The organism is Mycobacterium sp. 3519A, from assembly GCF_900240945.1.
Taxonomy (GTDB): domain Bacteria; phylum Actinomycetota; class Actinomycetes; order Mycobacteriales; family Mycobacteriaceae; genus Mycobacterium.
In genome coordinates this window covers 1,161,080-1,174,710 of sequence record NZ_OESG01000014.1, presented here as the reverse complement: position 1 = coordinate 1,174,710, position 13,631 = coordinate 1,161,080, and the positions used below count along the sequence as shown (strand labels likewise).

The following is a 13,631-nucleotide window of genomic DNA, read 5'->3' as shown; positions in this document are numbered from 1 at the left end:
TCAAGGCCGATGTCACGGTTGGGTATCGTGCCGACGTGGCCTCCCGTGATCACGGCGACCCGGGCGATGCGCCGTCGGTCCCCGCCCCGCTCACCGCTGCCGTCAACTCGGTTCGGCCGTCGGCGGCCGAGGAGGCCCGCACCATCGCCGCGTCGACGAACACCGGCACGCTGGCGACGCTGACCGCCGACGGCGACCCGTGGGCGTCGTTCGTGACCTATGGATTGCTCGGCGGCGCGCCGGTGCTGTGCGTGTCCAATCTGGCCGAGCACGGCCGCAATCTCGCCGCCGACCCGCGCGCCAGCATCGCGATCGTGGCGCCGCAGCGCGAATCCGATCCGTTGGCCAGCGGACGCGTCACCCTGGCAGGCGTCGTCGAGCAACCGGCAGACGAGGAGCGGGCCGCCGCCCGCGACGCGCACCTGGCCGCCGTCGCCGCCGCGAAGTACTACATCGACTACGGCGACTTCACGCTGTGGGTGCTGCGCGTGCACCGGGTGCGCTGGGTGGGCGGCTATGGGCGGATGGACTCCGCGACGGGCCAGGCGTACCGCGCCGCCGAACCGGACCCGGTGGCGCCGCACGCCGATGGCGCGATCGCGCACCTCAACAACGACCACGCCGAAGCGCTGGTGGCGATGGCGCAGACCCTCGGCAGATACCCGGACACCACCGCGGCCACCTGCACCGGCGCCGACCGGTACGGGCTGGATCTGCGGGTGGTCACCCCACGTGGCGTCGCGTATCCCCGCATCTCATACGCTGGCCCGATCGACTCCATCGATGAATTGCGTTCGGCCACGGTCGAGTTGACCCGTCGGGCCCGGGGAGCCTGACCTAGGCTCTCGATATGTCTGTCACCGACCGCCCGGACACCTGGCAAGCCGCCTTCGATCTCATCCGCACGCGCGGCTATGAACATCGCGAGGAGCCGTTCAAGTTGGCCAGCGGCCAACTGTCCCACGACTACATCGACGGCAAGTTCGCCGTCGACACCGGGGAGCGGTTGGCGATCGTCAGCAAGGCGGTCGCCGACCTGGCCGCGCGGCACGGTATTGAGTTCGACGCCGTCGGCGGGCTGACCATGGGCGCGGACCCGTTGGCGCACGGCGTCGCAATGGTCACGGGCAAGGCCTGGTTCTCGGTGCGCAAGGAACAGAAGCAGCGCGGCCGCGAGCAGTGGATCGAGGGCACCCGGATCGAACCGGGGATGCGGGTGCTGCTCGTCGACGACGTGATCAGCACCGGCGGGTCGACCGAGAAGGCCTACGAGCGGGTGACGGCGGCGGGCGCGGTGGTCACCGGTGTGATCCCGATGGTGGACCGCGGCGACGTGGCCACCAAACGCTTCGCCGCGCGCAACGTGCCGTTCGTCGCGCTGGTCACCTACCGCGACCTGGGGATCGAACCGGTCCAAGACGTGTGACCTCAGCGCATCAATATTGACCCGCTGCGCGTCAAGACCCCGTCAAAACCCGTGCCATCGGATGACGACGGGCGCACGGTGGCCCTATGACATTGCTGGACTATCTGCCGTCCCTGCACAACGCCGCCGCTTCCAGGATCGACCCGGCGATCTGGCCGCTGACGGCCACCGTGGACGACTTGGGCAGGCTCTGTGTCGGCGACGTGGCGCTGACCGATATCGCGGATGAATTCCGCACCCCGACATACGTTCTGGACGAGGCCGACTTCCGGCACCGGCTGCAGACCTATCGCACGATGCTGCGTGACGCCGAAATCCGCTACGCGGCCAAGTCGCTGCTGACCACCGACGTGGCCCGGTGGGTGGCCGAGGAGGGCGCGGGCGTCGACGTCAGCTCGGCCGGTGAGCTGACCATCGCGCTGGCCGGCGGTGTGGATCCTTCGCGGATCGTGCTGCACGGCAACGCCAAACCGGTCGACGAGTTGAGCGACGCGGCCACCGTCGGTATCGGCAGGGTGGTCATCGATTCGCCGATGGAGATCGCCTACCTGTCCTGTGTTGCCAAGCGACGACAGCCGGTGCTGATCCGGGTCACACCCGGCATCGACATCGGCGGCCATCCCGCGGTCACTACGGGCGTTGACGACCAGAAGTTCGGTTTCGCGCTCACCGACGGGCATGCCGTCGCCGCGGCGCAGCGCATCCTGCACCAGCCTGCGCTCGAGTTGGTGGGCTTGCACTGCCATATCGGCTCACAAGTCACCGACCCGACCCTCTATGGCGAGGTCGTCCGCAGGATGATCGCCGCGATGGCCGACATCCGGCGAGCGCACGGCGTCGTACTGGCTGAGCTCAACATCGGCGGCGGACACGGAGTCCCCTATGTGACAGGCGATCCCGAGCTCAGCGTCGGTGAACTGTCGGACATCGTCGAGGACGCGCTCGACTTGGCGTGCGCCGCGGAGCGGTTCCCACGGCCGCGCATCGTCATCGAGCCTGGCAGGGCGATCAGCGCGCGCGCCGGTGTCACGCTGTACCGGGTGGTGTCGGTGAAGTCGCAGCCCGGCGGCCGCACCTTCGTGGCGGTCGACGGCGGCATGTCCGACAATCCGCGCGTCGCCCTGTATGGCGCGAAATACACTGTGGCGCTGGCCAACCGGCACGCGCTGGGCCCGGTGCAGCGGGTCACCATCGCGGGCAGGCACTGCGAATCGGGCGACGAGATTGCCCGCGACATCGAGTTGCCCGCCGACGTGCACCCCGGCGACCTGCTGGCGGTGGCCTGCACCGGCGCGTACCAGCACAGCATGGCGTCGAACTACAACATGGTGGGCAGGCCGCCAATCGTCGCGGTGAAGCACGGGCGGGTCACCGAGCTGGTGCGCCGCGAGACGATCGCCGATCTGCTGACCCGCGACCGCGGTTGGTCAGGACGCCTGCACGACTAGCACACCCGTCGGTTCGACACCGACCGCGACCCGGTCCCCCGGCGCGAACGTCTTGGCCTTCGAACTGACCATCTGCGCGCTGATCACCGCGCCGTCGTCGAGCGTGGCGTACACCCGAGAGATGGGTCCGAGGAACGCCACCGAACTGATGGTCGCGGGGCCCGCGGGATCCGGGGTGATGGTCACCGACTCCGGTCGCACCATCGCCAGCCCACGGCCCGCGACAGACCCGTCGAGTGCAGGCACCGCGGTACCCAACAGGTGGGCCTGCCCGCCCGAAACCTCAGCTGGCACCTTGTTGTTCAGGCCGACGAACTCCGCGACGAACGGAGTGGCCGGGTTGGCGTACAAATCGGCGGGGGCGGCCAACTGTTCGAGCTTGCCCTGGCTCATCACTCCGACACGGTCGGCGACCGCCAGCGCCTCCTCCTGGTCGTGCGTGACGAACAGCGTGGTCGTGCCGACTTCCAGTTGCACGCGGCGGATCTCGTCGCGCAGTTGGGTGCGCACTTTGGCGTCCAATGCCGACAGCGGTTCGTCGAGAAGCAGCACCCGCGGTTGGATCGCGAGCGCGCGGGCCAACGCCACCCGTTGTTGCTGACCGCCGGAGAGTTCACTGGCGTACTTGTGTTTGTGCGCCGAGAGGCCGACCAGATCCAGCATGTCGGCGGCCCGAGAAGTGCGTTCGCCCTTCGGTTTTCCGCGCATCTTCAAGCCGAACGCGACATTGTCCAGGACGGTCAGATGCGGGAACAGGCTGTAGGCCTGGAACACCATGCCCATATCGCGTTTGTTGGCGGGCACGTTGCTGACGTCCTGGCCGCCGACCGAGACGCTGCCCGAGGTGGCTTCGTCGAGGCCCGCCAGGATGCGCAGCGCGGTGGTCTTACCGCAGCCCGAGGGGCCCAGCAGTGCGACCAGTTCACCCGGCTCCATGTGCAGGGTGAGCCCGTCGAGCGCCTTGACGCTGCCGTAAACCCTTGTCAGGTCGTTGAGTTCGACGGCGACTCCGTTGGTGGTCATGCGGCTGCTCCAGGTTGGACGACGTTCTCGACGGTGGCCCTGCGGCGGCCGCGGGTGACCAGCGACAGGATGAGCAGAAGCAGGAAGCCGAAGATCAGCACGGCCAGCGATGCGGCCACCGACGTCGGGCCGTCGGTCTTGCCGATCTGCACGATCTGCACCTGCAGGGTCTGATAGCCGGACAGCGACGCGATGGTGTACTCACCGAGCACCACCGCGATGGAAATGAAAGCAGCCGAAAGTATTCCGGACCAGATGTTGGGCACGACAACCCGCAGCATCGTCGTCGGCCAGCCTGCGCCCAGCGAGCGGGCCGCCTCGGCGAGCGTCTTGAGGTCAATGGACGCCAGTGCGCCGTCGATGGCCCGGTACGCGAACGGCAGCACCAGCACGACGTAGACGAACGTCAGCGTCAACGCCGATTCCCCGAGGAAATAGGTCACCCACAGATAGACGTTGCGCAACCCCACCACGATCACCAGCGCCGGGATGGTCAGCGGCAGCAGGCACAGAAACTCCACCATGCCCTTGGCCCACGGTGTGCGCAATCGCACCCAGATCATCGTCGGTACCAGCACCAGCAGCATCGCGATCACGGTGAAAACCGCGAGCAGCAAGGAGATCACGATCGATTCGTAGAGAGCCTGGTCGGCGATCAGGTTCTGCCATGCCTGCCCCGTGCGGCCGCCCGCGATCAGGTTGCGGGTGGAGAAGTCCGCCATCGCGTAGAGCGGGAACAAGAAGAAGAGGCCGAAGGCGATCCACAACACGGCACGAACGACGCGGGTCATCGCAGCCACCTCGCCGTGCGCCGGACCATGGCGTTGTAGGCCATCATCACCAGGGCCACCACCACGATCATCTCGAGCGCCAGCGCGTACGCGAAGCCGGACTGGCCGAGCACCACTTCACTGGTCAGCGCGGCGCGGATCAGTAGCGGCACGATGGGGCTGCCCTGGCTGACCAACGCGGCCGCGGTGGCATAGGCGGCAAAAGCGTTGGCGAACAACAGCAGCGCCGAGCCAAGGAATGCCGGCGTCAGCAGCGGAACCGCCACCTCACGCCAGTAGCGCCACGTCGAGGCACCGAGGCTGACCGCCGCCTCCCGCCACTGCTCGCGCAGTCCCTCCAGCGCTGGGACGAACACGATCACCATCAGCGGGATCTGGAAGTAGGTGTACACCAGGATCAGCCCGGACAGCCCGTAGAGCCAGCCCGAGCCCGCGAGGTTGAAGCCGAAGATCTGCTGCACCCACAACGTCAGCACCCCGTTCAAGCCGATCGTCGCGAGGAACGCGAATGCCAGTGCCACGCCGCCGAATTGGGCCAGCACACTGCACAGCGAGATCACCGCGCGCCGCACCATCGAGGTCGGCGGGCTGCTGACGATCAACCACGCCAGCACCGCGCCGAGCACCGCCCCGATCAGCGCGGTGCTGCCCGATAGCAGCACGCTCTTCCACAACGCGCTCAACGCGGTGTCGGAGAACAACGCCTGGATCTTCGCCAACGAGAACGTGCCGTCAGCGAAGAACGCGCTGACGATCACCGTCACCGTCGGGATGATCAGGAAGATCACCACGACGGCGAGGAACGGCAGCAGCGGCAGCGCGTCGCGCAGCTTGCGTACCACCGTCAGCCGATCGCCTTGGCCCAGTTTTCCGACAGGTACTTGGTGGCCTTGTCGGTCTGATCCGGGCTGGGCACCGTGACGGGTCCGTCGATGACCGGGATCTTGCTGACCGACGCCTTGTCGATGGTGCCTGCCGCCAGCATCTGGTCGGCACGCACCGGGCGCACTCCGCCTGCGGCATAGAGGTTCTGGCCCTCGTCGCTGTACAGGAACTCCTGCCACAGCCGTGCCGCCGCCGGGTGCGGGGCGTCCTTGTTGATGGCTTGGTAGTAGTAGCCGGCAACCAGTGCGTTCTGCGGAACGAACACCTGCCAGCTCGGCAGCTTCGCGGTGGTGGCGGCGTTCAGGTAGTTCCAGTCGAGGACGACCGGCGTCTGGCCCGATTCGATGGTCGCGGGCGTCGGATCGACGGGCAGGAAGTTGCCCGCCTGCTTGAGCTTGCGGAAGAACTCGACGCCCGGCGCGATGTCGTCGGCCGAACCGCCTTGGGACAGTGCGATCATCAGCACGCCGGAGAACGCGGCGCCGGCCTGTGTCGGGTCGCCGTTCAGCGCGACCTTGCCCTTGTATTCGGGCTTGAGGAGGTCGTTGACGTTGCCGATCGGCGGCACCTTGCTGGTGTCGAATCCGATCGACATGTAGCCGCCGTAGTCGTTGACCCAGGCGCCGTTGGCGTCCTTGTACGCCGCCGGAATGTCGTCGAACGTGGCCACCTTGTACGGCGCGAACATCGCCGTGTTGGCCAGCGCCACCGACTGACCCAGGTCGAAGACGTCGGGCGCGGAGCTCTTACCCTTCTGCTGATTGGCGGCGTTGATCTCGTCCTGACTGGCGGCGTCAGGCTGGGCCGAGTTGACCTTGATGCCGTACTTGTCGGAGAAGGCCTTGATGATGGCACCGTAGTTGGCCCAATCCGGCGGCAGCGCAATCACATTGAGCTCGCCTTCCTTCTTGGCCGCGGCGACCAGCGCATCCATGCCACCGAAGTCGGCCGCCGACTTCGCCTCACTGACCTTCACGCCGGACTCCGTCTCGCCGCCCGAATTGTCCTTCTGCGGTGGAGCACAGCCGATCAGGCCGGCGAAGACGAGTGCGGATGCGGCGGTGACCGCCAGGAGCGACTTGTTCATTGGCGAAACCTTCCGATGAGCGGGAGACCGCGCGGTGACCCGGCGGTGACGACGCCGAGTCACGGTGGTGAATGAATCCAACCGGGGCGACCGAACCTTATCCTGGCGGCGTTGATATCGCTGTGCGTTCTCTGTACTCCGATCGGATTTCGGCTGCCCGCCCATTTGCCCTGGTCCGGGCGATAGCATCGCTGTGTGGTTGAACGCGAAGCCTCGGGGGACTTCGACTACCTCTGGGACGACCAGGCCGACGCGGCCGAGTCGACCGGTGATGACCTGGTGTTTGAGCAGGATCCGGCCGAGACGCCCGACGATCTTCTGAAGGGTCCGGTCGACGATCAGTGGGACGAGCCGGACGACAACTTCTGGGATAACCAGCCCGGTGTGGTCGACGACGACGACCGGTTCGACGCGTTCAACGACACCACATGGAGCTTCAAGCCTGCGCCCATCCCCTGGTACCGCACCAAGCAGGCGATGACGGCGATCGTCGCGGCGTCCGCGGCGATGGCCGCGATCGTGGTGTCGGGCGTGCTGCTGGTGTTCCGCGGTGAGAGCAGCACCACGACGGAGGTGACGTCGTCCGTCACGCCGACCGCACCGACCAGTGTCGCGCCCTTACAAGTGGCCAGCAGCGAGGCGCCGCCACCTGCCGCGCCGCCGCCCCCTGCCCCGCCGCCGGAGACCGCGTCGCCAGTGAATCAGGCCCCGCGATACGAGGCTCCGCGAGTGCAGCCGCGGCAGACCAAGCGCCCGGAGATCAATGTCACCCGGTCACCGATGAGCGTCGCGCCGCAACCCCGCGGCGGCCGCCGCTAGCGCTGGCGGTCACGCCAGGCCAGCATGTCCTTCAGCTCGCCGAAGTGGTAGCCGTCGTCGGTCGGGTGGATCTCCGTAGTGAACAGCGTGACGCCCTCCGCCAGGAACGCGTCGGCCTCCTCGCGCCCGGTCCAGTGCACGGAACGCTCGATCTGCTCCTCGGCGCGGCCCGCCTGGCCGGCAAGATCTTTCAGGATCGCGTTCTTGCGTCGGAACTCCGGCACGCTGGCGAAGGTGTGCCAGATGTCGGCGTGCGTGGCCACGATGGGCAGCGTCCGCTTCACGCCGACACCGCCGACCAGGATCGGGATTCTGCGCACTGGCGGCGGCACCAGCTGGTCCAACCGGCTCTCGATGCGCGCCAGGCCGTCTTCGAACAGATCCATCCGGGACTTGACGGTGCCGTACTCGTATCCGTAGACGGTGTAGTCCTTCTCGTACCAGCCTGAGCCCAGCCCCAGGACGAGCCGGCCACCGCTGATGTGGTCGACGGTGCGGGCCATGTCGGCGAGCAGGTCGGGGTTGCGGTAGCCGATCCCGGTAACCAACAGTCCGATTTCGGCGTGGCTGGTGATCTCCGCCCACGACGCCAGCGCGGTCCAGCCCTCGAAGTTGTTGACGTCGAGCTGGTCGGGCAGCAGCTCCGGGCCATCGCCGGAGACGACGACGAACGGCTTGTGGAAGTGGTCGTAGCCGAAGATCGCGTCGGCGCCGAGATCGTCGGCGGTGCGCACTGCCTCGCGCCAGCTCTGGTAATCGGGCGTGCCGCCGGGCCACAGCTGGACACCGACGCGGATGTGGTTGGTCATGGTGGTCACAACGCGGCGCGGGACCGCGGCTATTGCCGCGGACGATATCCGTCGTCGATAGCCGTCATAACCCGCCAAGCATCGCTGATCAGTGCGGCGGGTGGCCGAACCCGACGCAATCGCCCGCGCTGCAACGCTTCTGTGGCGTCAGCTGTCGTCGGCGGTGTCGAACTCGGTGATGAATTGTCCGACGTCGCGCCTGCGCAGGCTGGCCAGCCACACCGCCCAGGTCCTGCGGACCAGCGGATTGTCTGCCAGCGGCGCCCAAGTGACCGTATCCGGCATCTGATCGACCAACCGCGACGGGGCAAGCGCAAACGCCTGGCCCGAGCTGACCGCCGCGAACTTCATCGCCGCGATCAGCTCCAGACCGTCCGGCACCGGAGGGCCCACGTCGATGCCGTGGCGACGCAGGATCGAGGTCAGTTCGTCGAACCAGGCCGGACTGCCCGCGCGCGGGAAGCCGACCCACCCCAGCCTCTGCAAGGCGGCCAACTGCACGCCGTCGGGCCCGACGAGTTCATCGGCCAACTCGGATGCGATCAGCACCCCGAGGTTCTCGCGCGATACCAGCATCGCGTCGAACTCCGGACCGGCCGGGCGTTCACGCACCAGGCCGACATCGAGGGTGTCGTCGCGCAGCGCTGCGAACTGCGCCGCAGTCGACAACTGGCGCGGGACAACCCGTGCGTTGGGAGATTTCTCGGAGAAGCGCGCCAGCGTCGGCCGCAGCACGTCGGGGTCCAACTCCAGCGGGACGCCGAGCCTGATGACGCTGACGCCGTCGGCGGTCAGTTCGGCCATTGTCGCCAACGCCTGGTCGCGACGCGCGAGCACCGCGCGTGCCTCGGACAACAGCGTGCTCCCGGCTGCCGTCGGTTGCACGCCGGTGCTACTGCGCACCAACAGCTTGACGGCCAGTTCGCGCTCGAGGTTGTTCACTGTCTGGGACAGCGCGGGCTGGCTGATGTGAAGGCGCCGCGACGCCGCCGAAAGACCGCCCTCCTCGACGATCGCGACGAATGCGGCGAGTTCACGGAACTCCATGGCTTCGTGAGGTTACGCGGCGCTTTCGTCTGCAGTCCATAACAGGTCGACGGCGGCCAGCGCCCGGTTGAGGCTGTCGGCGGCCAGCGGCCGCAAGTCGGCCATCGCCGGATTGACGTCGGCCATCGTCAGTTCGGCGGTGATGAATCGCGGCTGCAGGCCTGTCATCGACACGCCGTGGGTCAGCCAGGTCTGCGCGTGGTCCCAGCCTTCGCGGGCCGTACCCGGACCGTATCCGCCACCACGACTGGCCAATACGACGAAATCGGTGTCCCCGAGCAGACCCTGCTGGGTTTCGGGATCGATCGACAGGCCCGGCGCGACGATGTGGTCGACCCAGGCGTGCACGGTGCTCGGCGCGCCGAAGTTGTACAGCGGCAGGCCGAGCAGCACGGTGTCGGCTTGCTTGATCTCGTCGACCAGCGTGGCGCTGAGTGTGGCCGCGGTCGCAGGATCCAAGTGAGGAATCGGGTCCGCCGCGAGGTCGCGATAGGTGACGGTGCCGCCGGGGTGCGTCGCACGCCAGCGGTCGGCGGCGCGGGCGGTCAGCCGACGACTGACGGACCGGTCGCCCTGTACGGACGAGTCGATGTGCAGCAGGTGGGCCATCTGTAGTCCTCCATAGATCGTTGGTGTAATACAAACTATCTATACCAGGCCGAGTGTTGGTTTATTCCAGTAGCCTGGTCAGGTGGATGACCTGCCGATAGTTCGCCCCGCGGAGCACCTGTCCACACCGCTGCTTGTCCACCTGGCTCGTCGGATGCAGACCGAGGCGGAGGCCGAACTCGAGGTGTTGGGGCTGCGCGCCAGGCACGTCATCGTGCTCACGCTGTTGCGCGATCACGGCGAGCAGAGCCAGTCCGATCTGGCGGGGACGCTCGGCATGGATCCGACGAATGTCGTCGCGCTGCTCAACGAGTTGGAAAGCGACGACCTGGTGCAGCGCAGGCGGTCGCCGCAGGATCGGCGGCGCCATACCGTCTCGCTGACCGATGCGGGGCAGGCGCGGTTGAAGGACGTCGAGGCGCTGCTGACCGGTGTCGAGCAGCGCGTGCTCGAGGCGCTCACGCCGGAGGAGCAGCAGACGTTGTACGACCTGCTGGCGCGCGCTGCATCAGGCGTGTCGTGTACCGAAGCGGCGCGGAATACTCTGGACTGATGGCCGACAACGAGGCGCAGGCCATGTTCGCGGCCTCACCGGTGGCGATGCTCGCCACGGCGGGCGCCGACGCGAAACCGCATGTGGTGCCGGTTGTCTTCGCGGTGCACGACGGCGTCGTGTACACCGCCGTCGACGCCAAACGTAAATCCACGCAACGGCTTCGCCGGTTGGCCAACATCGAGGCCAACCCGGCGGTCAGCATGCTCGTCGACCATTACGACGACGACTGGTCCCAGTTGTGGTGGGTGCGCGCGGACGGCGTAGCGGCGGTCCATTACAGCGGTGAGGAAATGGCCGCCGGCTACGCCCTGCTGCGCGCGAAATATGTTCAATATCAACGCGTTGCGCTCGACGGACCGGTGGTCACGGTCGAGGTGCGGCGGTGGGCCTCCTGGCAGGCGTAGCCCGCTAGGCCGCTGCGGGCACCTTGTCCAGGAACCCCAGCACGGTCTCGATTCGGCCGGAGTCGTCGATGACGGCCACGTCGAATCCGACGATCGGCGCCTCGGCGCCCGCCGGACCCAGCTCCCAACCGAAGCGGGCCTGGTTGTGGTGGCCGTCGACCGGCCCGGCCAACCGGAATGTGAAGCCGGGGAACTGGTCCTGCACGGCACCGATCATCGCGGCGATGCCGTCGTGCCCTTCGGCGGCCGCGAGCGGGTCGGTGTAGCTGGCGTCGGCGGTGTAAAGCTGGGCGACCGCGGTGCGACGGACGTCCGGGTCGGTCTGATTCCAGGTGTCGATGTAGCGCTGTGCGAGTTCGTCGAAGTTGATCATGGGCGTAAGCCTGGCGGCGGTGCGATCAGGTGTCGATTACCTGCGGGGTAGCTGCGACGAAACTCGCCGAATCGCTTGTGCTCGGTGTCGATTGGGGGAATTGTGGTTTACCACACGCCCCGGCAGCGATGCTGCTGCCGTCAGGAGGACATGTCATGGCTGAGAAAGCGACAACTTCCCAGGGCGCCGGAGCCGCCCCGACCGCGGACAGTCCGGCCGCCATCCGCAACGTGGTGCTGGTGGGACCATCGGGTGGCGGCAAGACCACACTCGTCGAGGCGCTGCTCGTAGCCTCCGGGGTGCTCACCAGACAAGGCTCGGTGGTCGACGGCACCACCGTGTGCGACAGCGACGAGGCGGAGATCGCACAGCAACGGTCGGTCGGCCTGGCACTCGCGTCGCTGGAACACGACGGCGTCAAGGTCAACCTGATCGACACCCCCGGCTACGCCGACTTCGTCGGCGAGTTGCGGGCCGGGTTGCGGGCCGCGGACTGCGCGCTGTTCGTGATCGCCGCCAACGAAGGCGTCGACGATCCGACCAAGTCGCTGTGGCTGGAATGCGCACAGGTCGGCATGCCGCGCGCCGTGGTGATCACCAAACTCGACCACGCCAGGGCCAACTACGAGAGCGCACTGGCCGCGGCGCAGGAAGCGTTCGGGGACAAGGTGCTTCCGCTGTATCTGGCCGCCGACACCCCGTGCACAGGCCTGATCGGGCTGCTGTCACAGACGCACTACGAGTACGCCAACGGCAAGCGAAGCGGGATGCATGCACCCGACGCGTCGTATGCCGATGCGATCGAGGAGATGCGCGGCTCGCTGATCGAGGGAATCATCGAGGAGTCCGAGGACGAGACGCTGATGGAGCGTTACCTCGGTGGTGAAGAGATCGACCAGGCGGTGCTGATCGACGACCTGGAGAAGGCCGTCGCGCGGGCGTCGTTCTTCCCGGTGATTCCGGCGTGCAGCGGCACCGGCGTCGGCACCCTGGAATTGCTCGAGATCATCACCAGCGGATTCCCGTCGCCGCCCGAGCACACGTTGCCGGAGGTGTTCACCCCGCAGGGCAAAGCCCGCAACGGGTTGACCTGCGCCCCGGACGGTCCGCTGTTGGCCGAGGTGGTCAAGACCACGTCGGACCCGTACGTCGGCAGAGTCAGCCTGGTCCGGGTGTTCTCCGGGACCATCCGGCCGGACGCGACTGTGCATGTGTCCGGCCATCTCTCGCAGTTCGTCGACTCCGGCGGATTCCTTTCCTCACATACCGATACGGGCGCGATGGCCGCGCATGCGGACCACGACGAAGACGAGCGGATCGGCACGCTGTCGTTCCCGCTTGGCAAGCAGCAGCGGCCCGCGCCGTCGGTGGTGGCAGGCGACATCTGCGCGATCGGCAAGCTGTCCCGCGCCGAGACCGGCGACACGCTGTCCGACAAATCTGATCCGCTGGTGCTCAAGCCGTGGACCATGCCGGATCCACTGCTGCCGGTCGCGGTGCAACCGCGGGCGAAGACCGACGAGGACAAGCTGTCAGTGGGATTGCAGCGGCTTGCCGCCGAGGATCCGACGCTGCGCATCGAGCAGAACCCGGAGACCCATCAGATCGTGCTGTGGTGCATGGGTGAGGCGCACGCCGGCGTGGTGCTCGATGCGCTGGCCCGTCGCTACGGGGTGGCTGTCGACACCGTCTCGTTGCGGGTGCCGCTGCGAGAGACGTTCGGCGGCAACGCCAAAGGACACGGCAGGCATGTCAAACAGTCCGGCGGGCACGGCCAGTACGCGGTGTGCGACATCGAGGTTGAGCCACTGCCGGAAGGGTCGGGTTTCGAGTTCGTCGACAAGGTGGTCGGCGGCGCGGTGCCCCGCAACTTCATCCCGAGCGTGGAGAAGGGTGTGCGCGCACAAATGGAGAAGGGCGTCGGCGCCGGGTATCCGGTCGTCGACATCCGGGTGACGCTGTTCGACGGTAAGGCGCACAGCGTGGACTCGTCGGACTTCGCGTTCCAGATGGCAGGCGGGCTGGCGCTGCGCGAGGCGGCGGCGGCGACGCGGGTGAACCTGCTCGAACCGGTCGACGTGGTGTCGGTGTTGGTGCCCGACGACATGGTCGGCGCTGTGATGGGCGATCTGGCCGGGCGGCGGGGTCGGGTGCTGGGCACAGAGAAGGTCGGCGAGGACCGCACGATGATCAAGGCGGAGATACCCGAGGTCGAATTGACGCGCTATGCAATCGATTTGAGGTCTCTGTCGCACGGATCCGGATCGTTCACGCGGTCGTTTGCGCGCTACGAGCCGATGCCCGAGTCGGCGGCAGCCAAGGTGAAAGCGTCTGCCTGAACCAGTTCTCGGCAT

The 13,631-nt window shown here is 67.3% G+C and carries 15 protein-coding genes; 7 read left to right on the top strand and 8 right to left on the bottom strand.

The genetic code is table 11. The features are described from left to right. Positions 1-35: 35 nt before the first annotated feature. From C1A30_RS26535 to lysA, 3 genes are all read left to right on the top strand, one after another. Positions 36-836, top strand: coding sequence for a HugZ family protein (locus tag C1A30_RS26535; RefSeq protein WP_101951270.1), 801 nt, complete (start codon positions 36-38; stop codon positions 834-836). Between the two features lie 14 nt (positions 837-850). Continuing rightward, entirely contained in the window at positions 851-1,426 is a 576-nt protein-coding gene (gene pyrE / locus C1A30_RS26530) for an orotate phosphoribosyltransferase (RefSeq protein ID WP_101951269.1), read from the top strand. 86 nt (positions 1,427-1,512) lie between these two features. After that, on the top strand, positions 1,513-2,874 hold the full coding sequence (lysA, locus tag C1A30_RS26525; protein ID WP_101951268.1) for a diaminopimelate decarboxylase: 1,362 nt from the start codon (positions 1,513-1,515) through the stop codon (positions 2,872-2,874). On the opposite strand, the gene C1A30_RS26520 is transcribed toward lysA, so the two are convergent. Genes C1A30_RS26520 through C1A30_RS26505 form a run of 4 tightly spaced genes read right to left on the bottom strand, consistent with a single transcriptional unit; the run spans position 2,854 to position 6,660 of the window. Further along, a complete protein-coding gene (locus C1A30_RS26520; RefSeq protein WP_101951267.1) occupies positions 2,854-3,897 on the bottom strand; it encodes an ABC transporter ATP-binding protein in 1,044 nt (347 codons plus the stop codon). The genes lysA and C1A30_RS26520 overlap by 21 nt on opposite strands. After that, entirely contained in the window at positions 3,894-4,688 is a 795-nt protein-coding gene (locus C1A30_RS26515) for an ABC transporter permease (protein WP_101952903.1), read from the bottom strand. The genes C1A30_RS26520 and C1A30_RS26515 overlap by 4 nt, the downstream gene beginning before the upstream one ends. Further along, a complete protein-coding gene (locus C1A30_RS26510) occupies positions 4,685-5,536 on the bottom strand; it encodes an ABC transporter permease subunit (RefSeq protein ID WP_101952902.1) in 852 nt (283 codons plus the stop codon). Before C1A30_RS26510 ends, C1A30_RS26515 begins: the two co-directional genes overlap by 4 nt. After that, a complete protein-coding gene (locus C1A30_RS26505) occupies positions 5,533-6,660 on the bottom strand; it encodes an ABC transporter substrate-binding protein (RefSeq protein WP_101951266.1) in 1,128 nt (375 codons plus the stop codon). The genes C1A30_RS26510 and C1A30_RS26505 overlap by 4 nt, the downstream gene beginning before the upstream one ends. A 195-nt stretch (positions 6,661-6,855) precedes the next feature. Between C1A30_RS26505 and C1A30_RS26500 the strand changes: the two genes are divergently transcribed. Beyond that, positions 6,856-7,479: a hypothetical protein gene (locus tag C1A30_RS26500; RefSeq protein ID WP_101951265.1), complete on the top strand. Its 624-nt coding sequence runs from the start codon at positions 6,856-6,858 to the stop codon at positions 7,477-7,479. On the opposite strand, the gene C1A30_RS26495 is transcribed toward C1A30_RS26500, so the two are convergent. From C1A30_RS26495 to C1A30_RS26485, 3 genes are all read right to left on the bottom strand, one after another. Further along, positions 7,476-8,288 carry an LLM class F420-dependent oxidoreductase gene (locus tag C1A30_RS26495; protein WP_101952901.1) on the bottom strand — a complete coding sequence of 271 codons (813 nt, stop codon included), beginning with the start codon at positions 8,286-8,288 and terminating at the stop codon, positions 7,476-7,478. The two genes, C1A30_RS26500 and C1A30_RS26495, sit on opposite strands and share 4 nt — an antisense overlap. 147 nt (positions 8,289-8,435) lie before the next feature. Beyond that, positions 8,436-9,335, bottom strand: a complete 900-nt coding sequence (locus C1A30_RS26490; protein WP_101951264.1) for a LysR family transcriptional regulator — start codon at positions 9,333-9,335, stop codon at positions 8,436-8,438. 12 nt (positions 9,336-9,347) lie between these two features. Then, positions 9,348-9,944, bottom strand: coding sequence for an FMN-dependent NADH-azoreductase (locus C1A30_RS26485; RefSeq protein ID WP_101951263.1), 597 nt, complete (start codon positions 9,942-9,944; stop codon positions 9,348-9,350). Positions 9,945-10,026: 82 nt separating this feature from the next. Between C1A30_RS26485 and C1A30_RS26480 the strand changes: the two genes are divergently transcribed. Continuing rightward, positions 10,027-10,497 carry a MarR family winged helix-turn-helix transcriptional regulator gene (locus tag C1A30_RS26480; protein WP_235010218.1) on the top strand — a complete coding sequence of 157 codons (471 nt, stop codon included), beginning with the start codon at positions 10,027-10,029 and terminating at the stop codon, positions 10,495-10,497. After that, positions 10,497-10,904 carry a TIGR03668 family PPOX class F420-dependent oxidoreductase gene (locus C1A30_RS26475; RefSeq protein WP_101951261.1) on the top strand — a complete coding sequence of 136 codons (408 nt, stop codon included), beginning with the start codon at positions 10,497-10,499 and terminating at the stop codon, positions 10,902-10,904. Before C1A30_RS26480 ends, C1A30_RS26475 begins: the two co-directional genes overlap by 1 nt. A gap of 4 nt (positions 10,905-10,908) precedes the next feature. Here C1A30_RS26475 and C1A30_RS26470 read toward each other — a convergent pair whose 3' ends face one another. After that, positions 10,909-11,277, bottom strand: coding sequence for a nuclear transport factor 2 family protein (locus C1A30_RS26470; RefSeq protein WP_101951260.1), 369 nt, complete (start codon positions 11,275-11,277; stop codon positions 10,909-10,911). A gap of 155 nt (positions 11,278-11,432) precedes the next feature. Between C1A30_RS26470 and C1A30_RS26465 the strand changes: the two genes are divergently transcribed. Continuing rightward, positions 11,433-13,616 (top strand): elongation factor G-like protein EF-G2, encoded by a 2,184-nt coding sequence (locus C1A30_RS26465; protein WP_101952900.1) that lies wholly within the window; start codon positions 11,433-11,435, stop codon positions 13,614-13,616. The last annotated feature ends 15 nt before the right edge of the window (positions 13,617-13,631 follow it).

Excerpts from the sequence above, each read along its gene's own strand:
- pyrE (WP_101951269.1), top strand. The coding sequence starts at position 851 with ATGTCTGTCACCGACCGCCCGGACACCTGGCAAGCCGCCTTCGATCTC.
- lysA (WP_101951268.1), top strand. The coding sequence starts at position 1,513 with ATGACATTGCTGGACTATCTGCCGTCCCTGCACAACGCCGCCGCTTCC.
- C1A30_RS26520 (WP_101951267.1), bottom strand. The coding sequence starts at position 3,897 with ATGACCACCAACGGAGTCGCCGTCGAACTCAACGACCTGACAAGGGTT.
- C1A30_RS26515 (WP_101952903.1), bottom strand. The coding sequence starts at position 4,688 with ATGACCCGCGTCGTTCGTGCCGTGTTGTGGATCGCCTTCGGCCTCTTC.
- C1A30_RS26505 (WP_101951266.1), bottom strand. The coding sequence starts at position 6,660 with ATGAACAAGTCGCTCCTGGCGGTCACCGCCGCATCCGCACTCGTCTTC.
- C1A30_RS26495 (WP_101952901.1), bottom strand. The coding sequence starts at position 8,288 with ATGACCAACCACATCCGCGTCGGTGTCCAGCTGTGGCCCGGCGGCACG.
- C1A30_RS26490 (WP_101951264.1), bottom strand. The coding sequence starts at position 9,335 with ATGGAGTTCCGTGAACTCGCCGCATTCGTCGCGATCGTCGAGGAGGGC.
- C1A30_RS26485 (WP_101951263.1), bottom strand. The coding sequence starts at position 9,944 with ATGGCCCACCTGCTGCACATCGACTCGTCCGTACAGGGCGACCGGTCC.
- C1A30_RS26475 (WP_101951261.1), top strand. The coding sequence starts at position 10,497 with ATGGCCGACAACGAGGCGCAGGCCATGTTCGCGGCCTCACCGGTGGCG.
- C1A30_RS26470 (WP_101951260.1), bottom strand. The coding sequence starts at position 11,277 with ATGATCAACTTCGACGAACTCGCACAGCGCTACATCGACACCTGGAAT.
- C1A30_RS26465 (WP_101952900.1), top strand. The coding sequence starts at position 11,433 with ATGGCTGAGAAAGCGACAACTTCCCAGGGCGCCGGAGCCGCCCCGACC.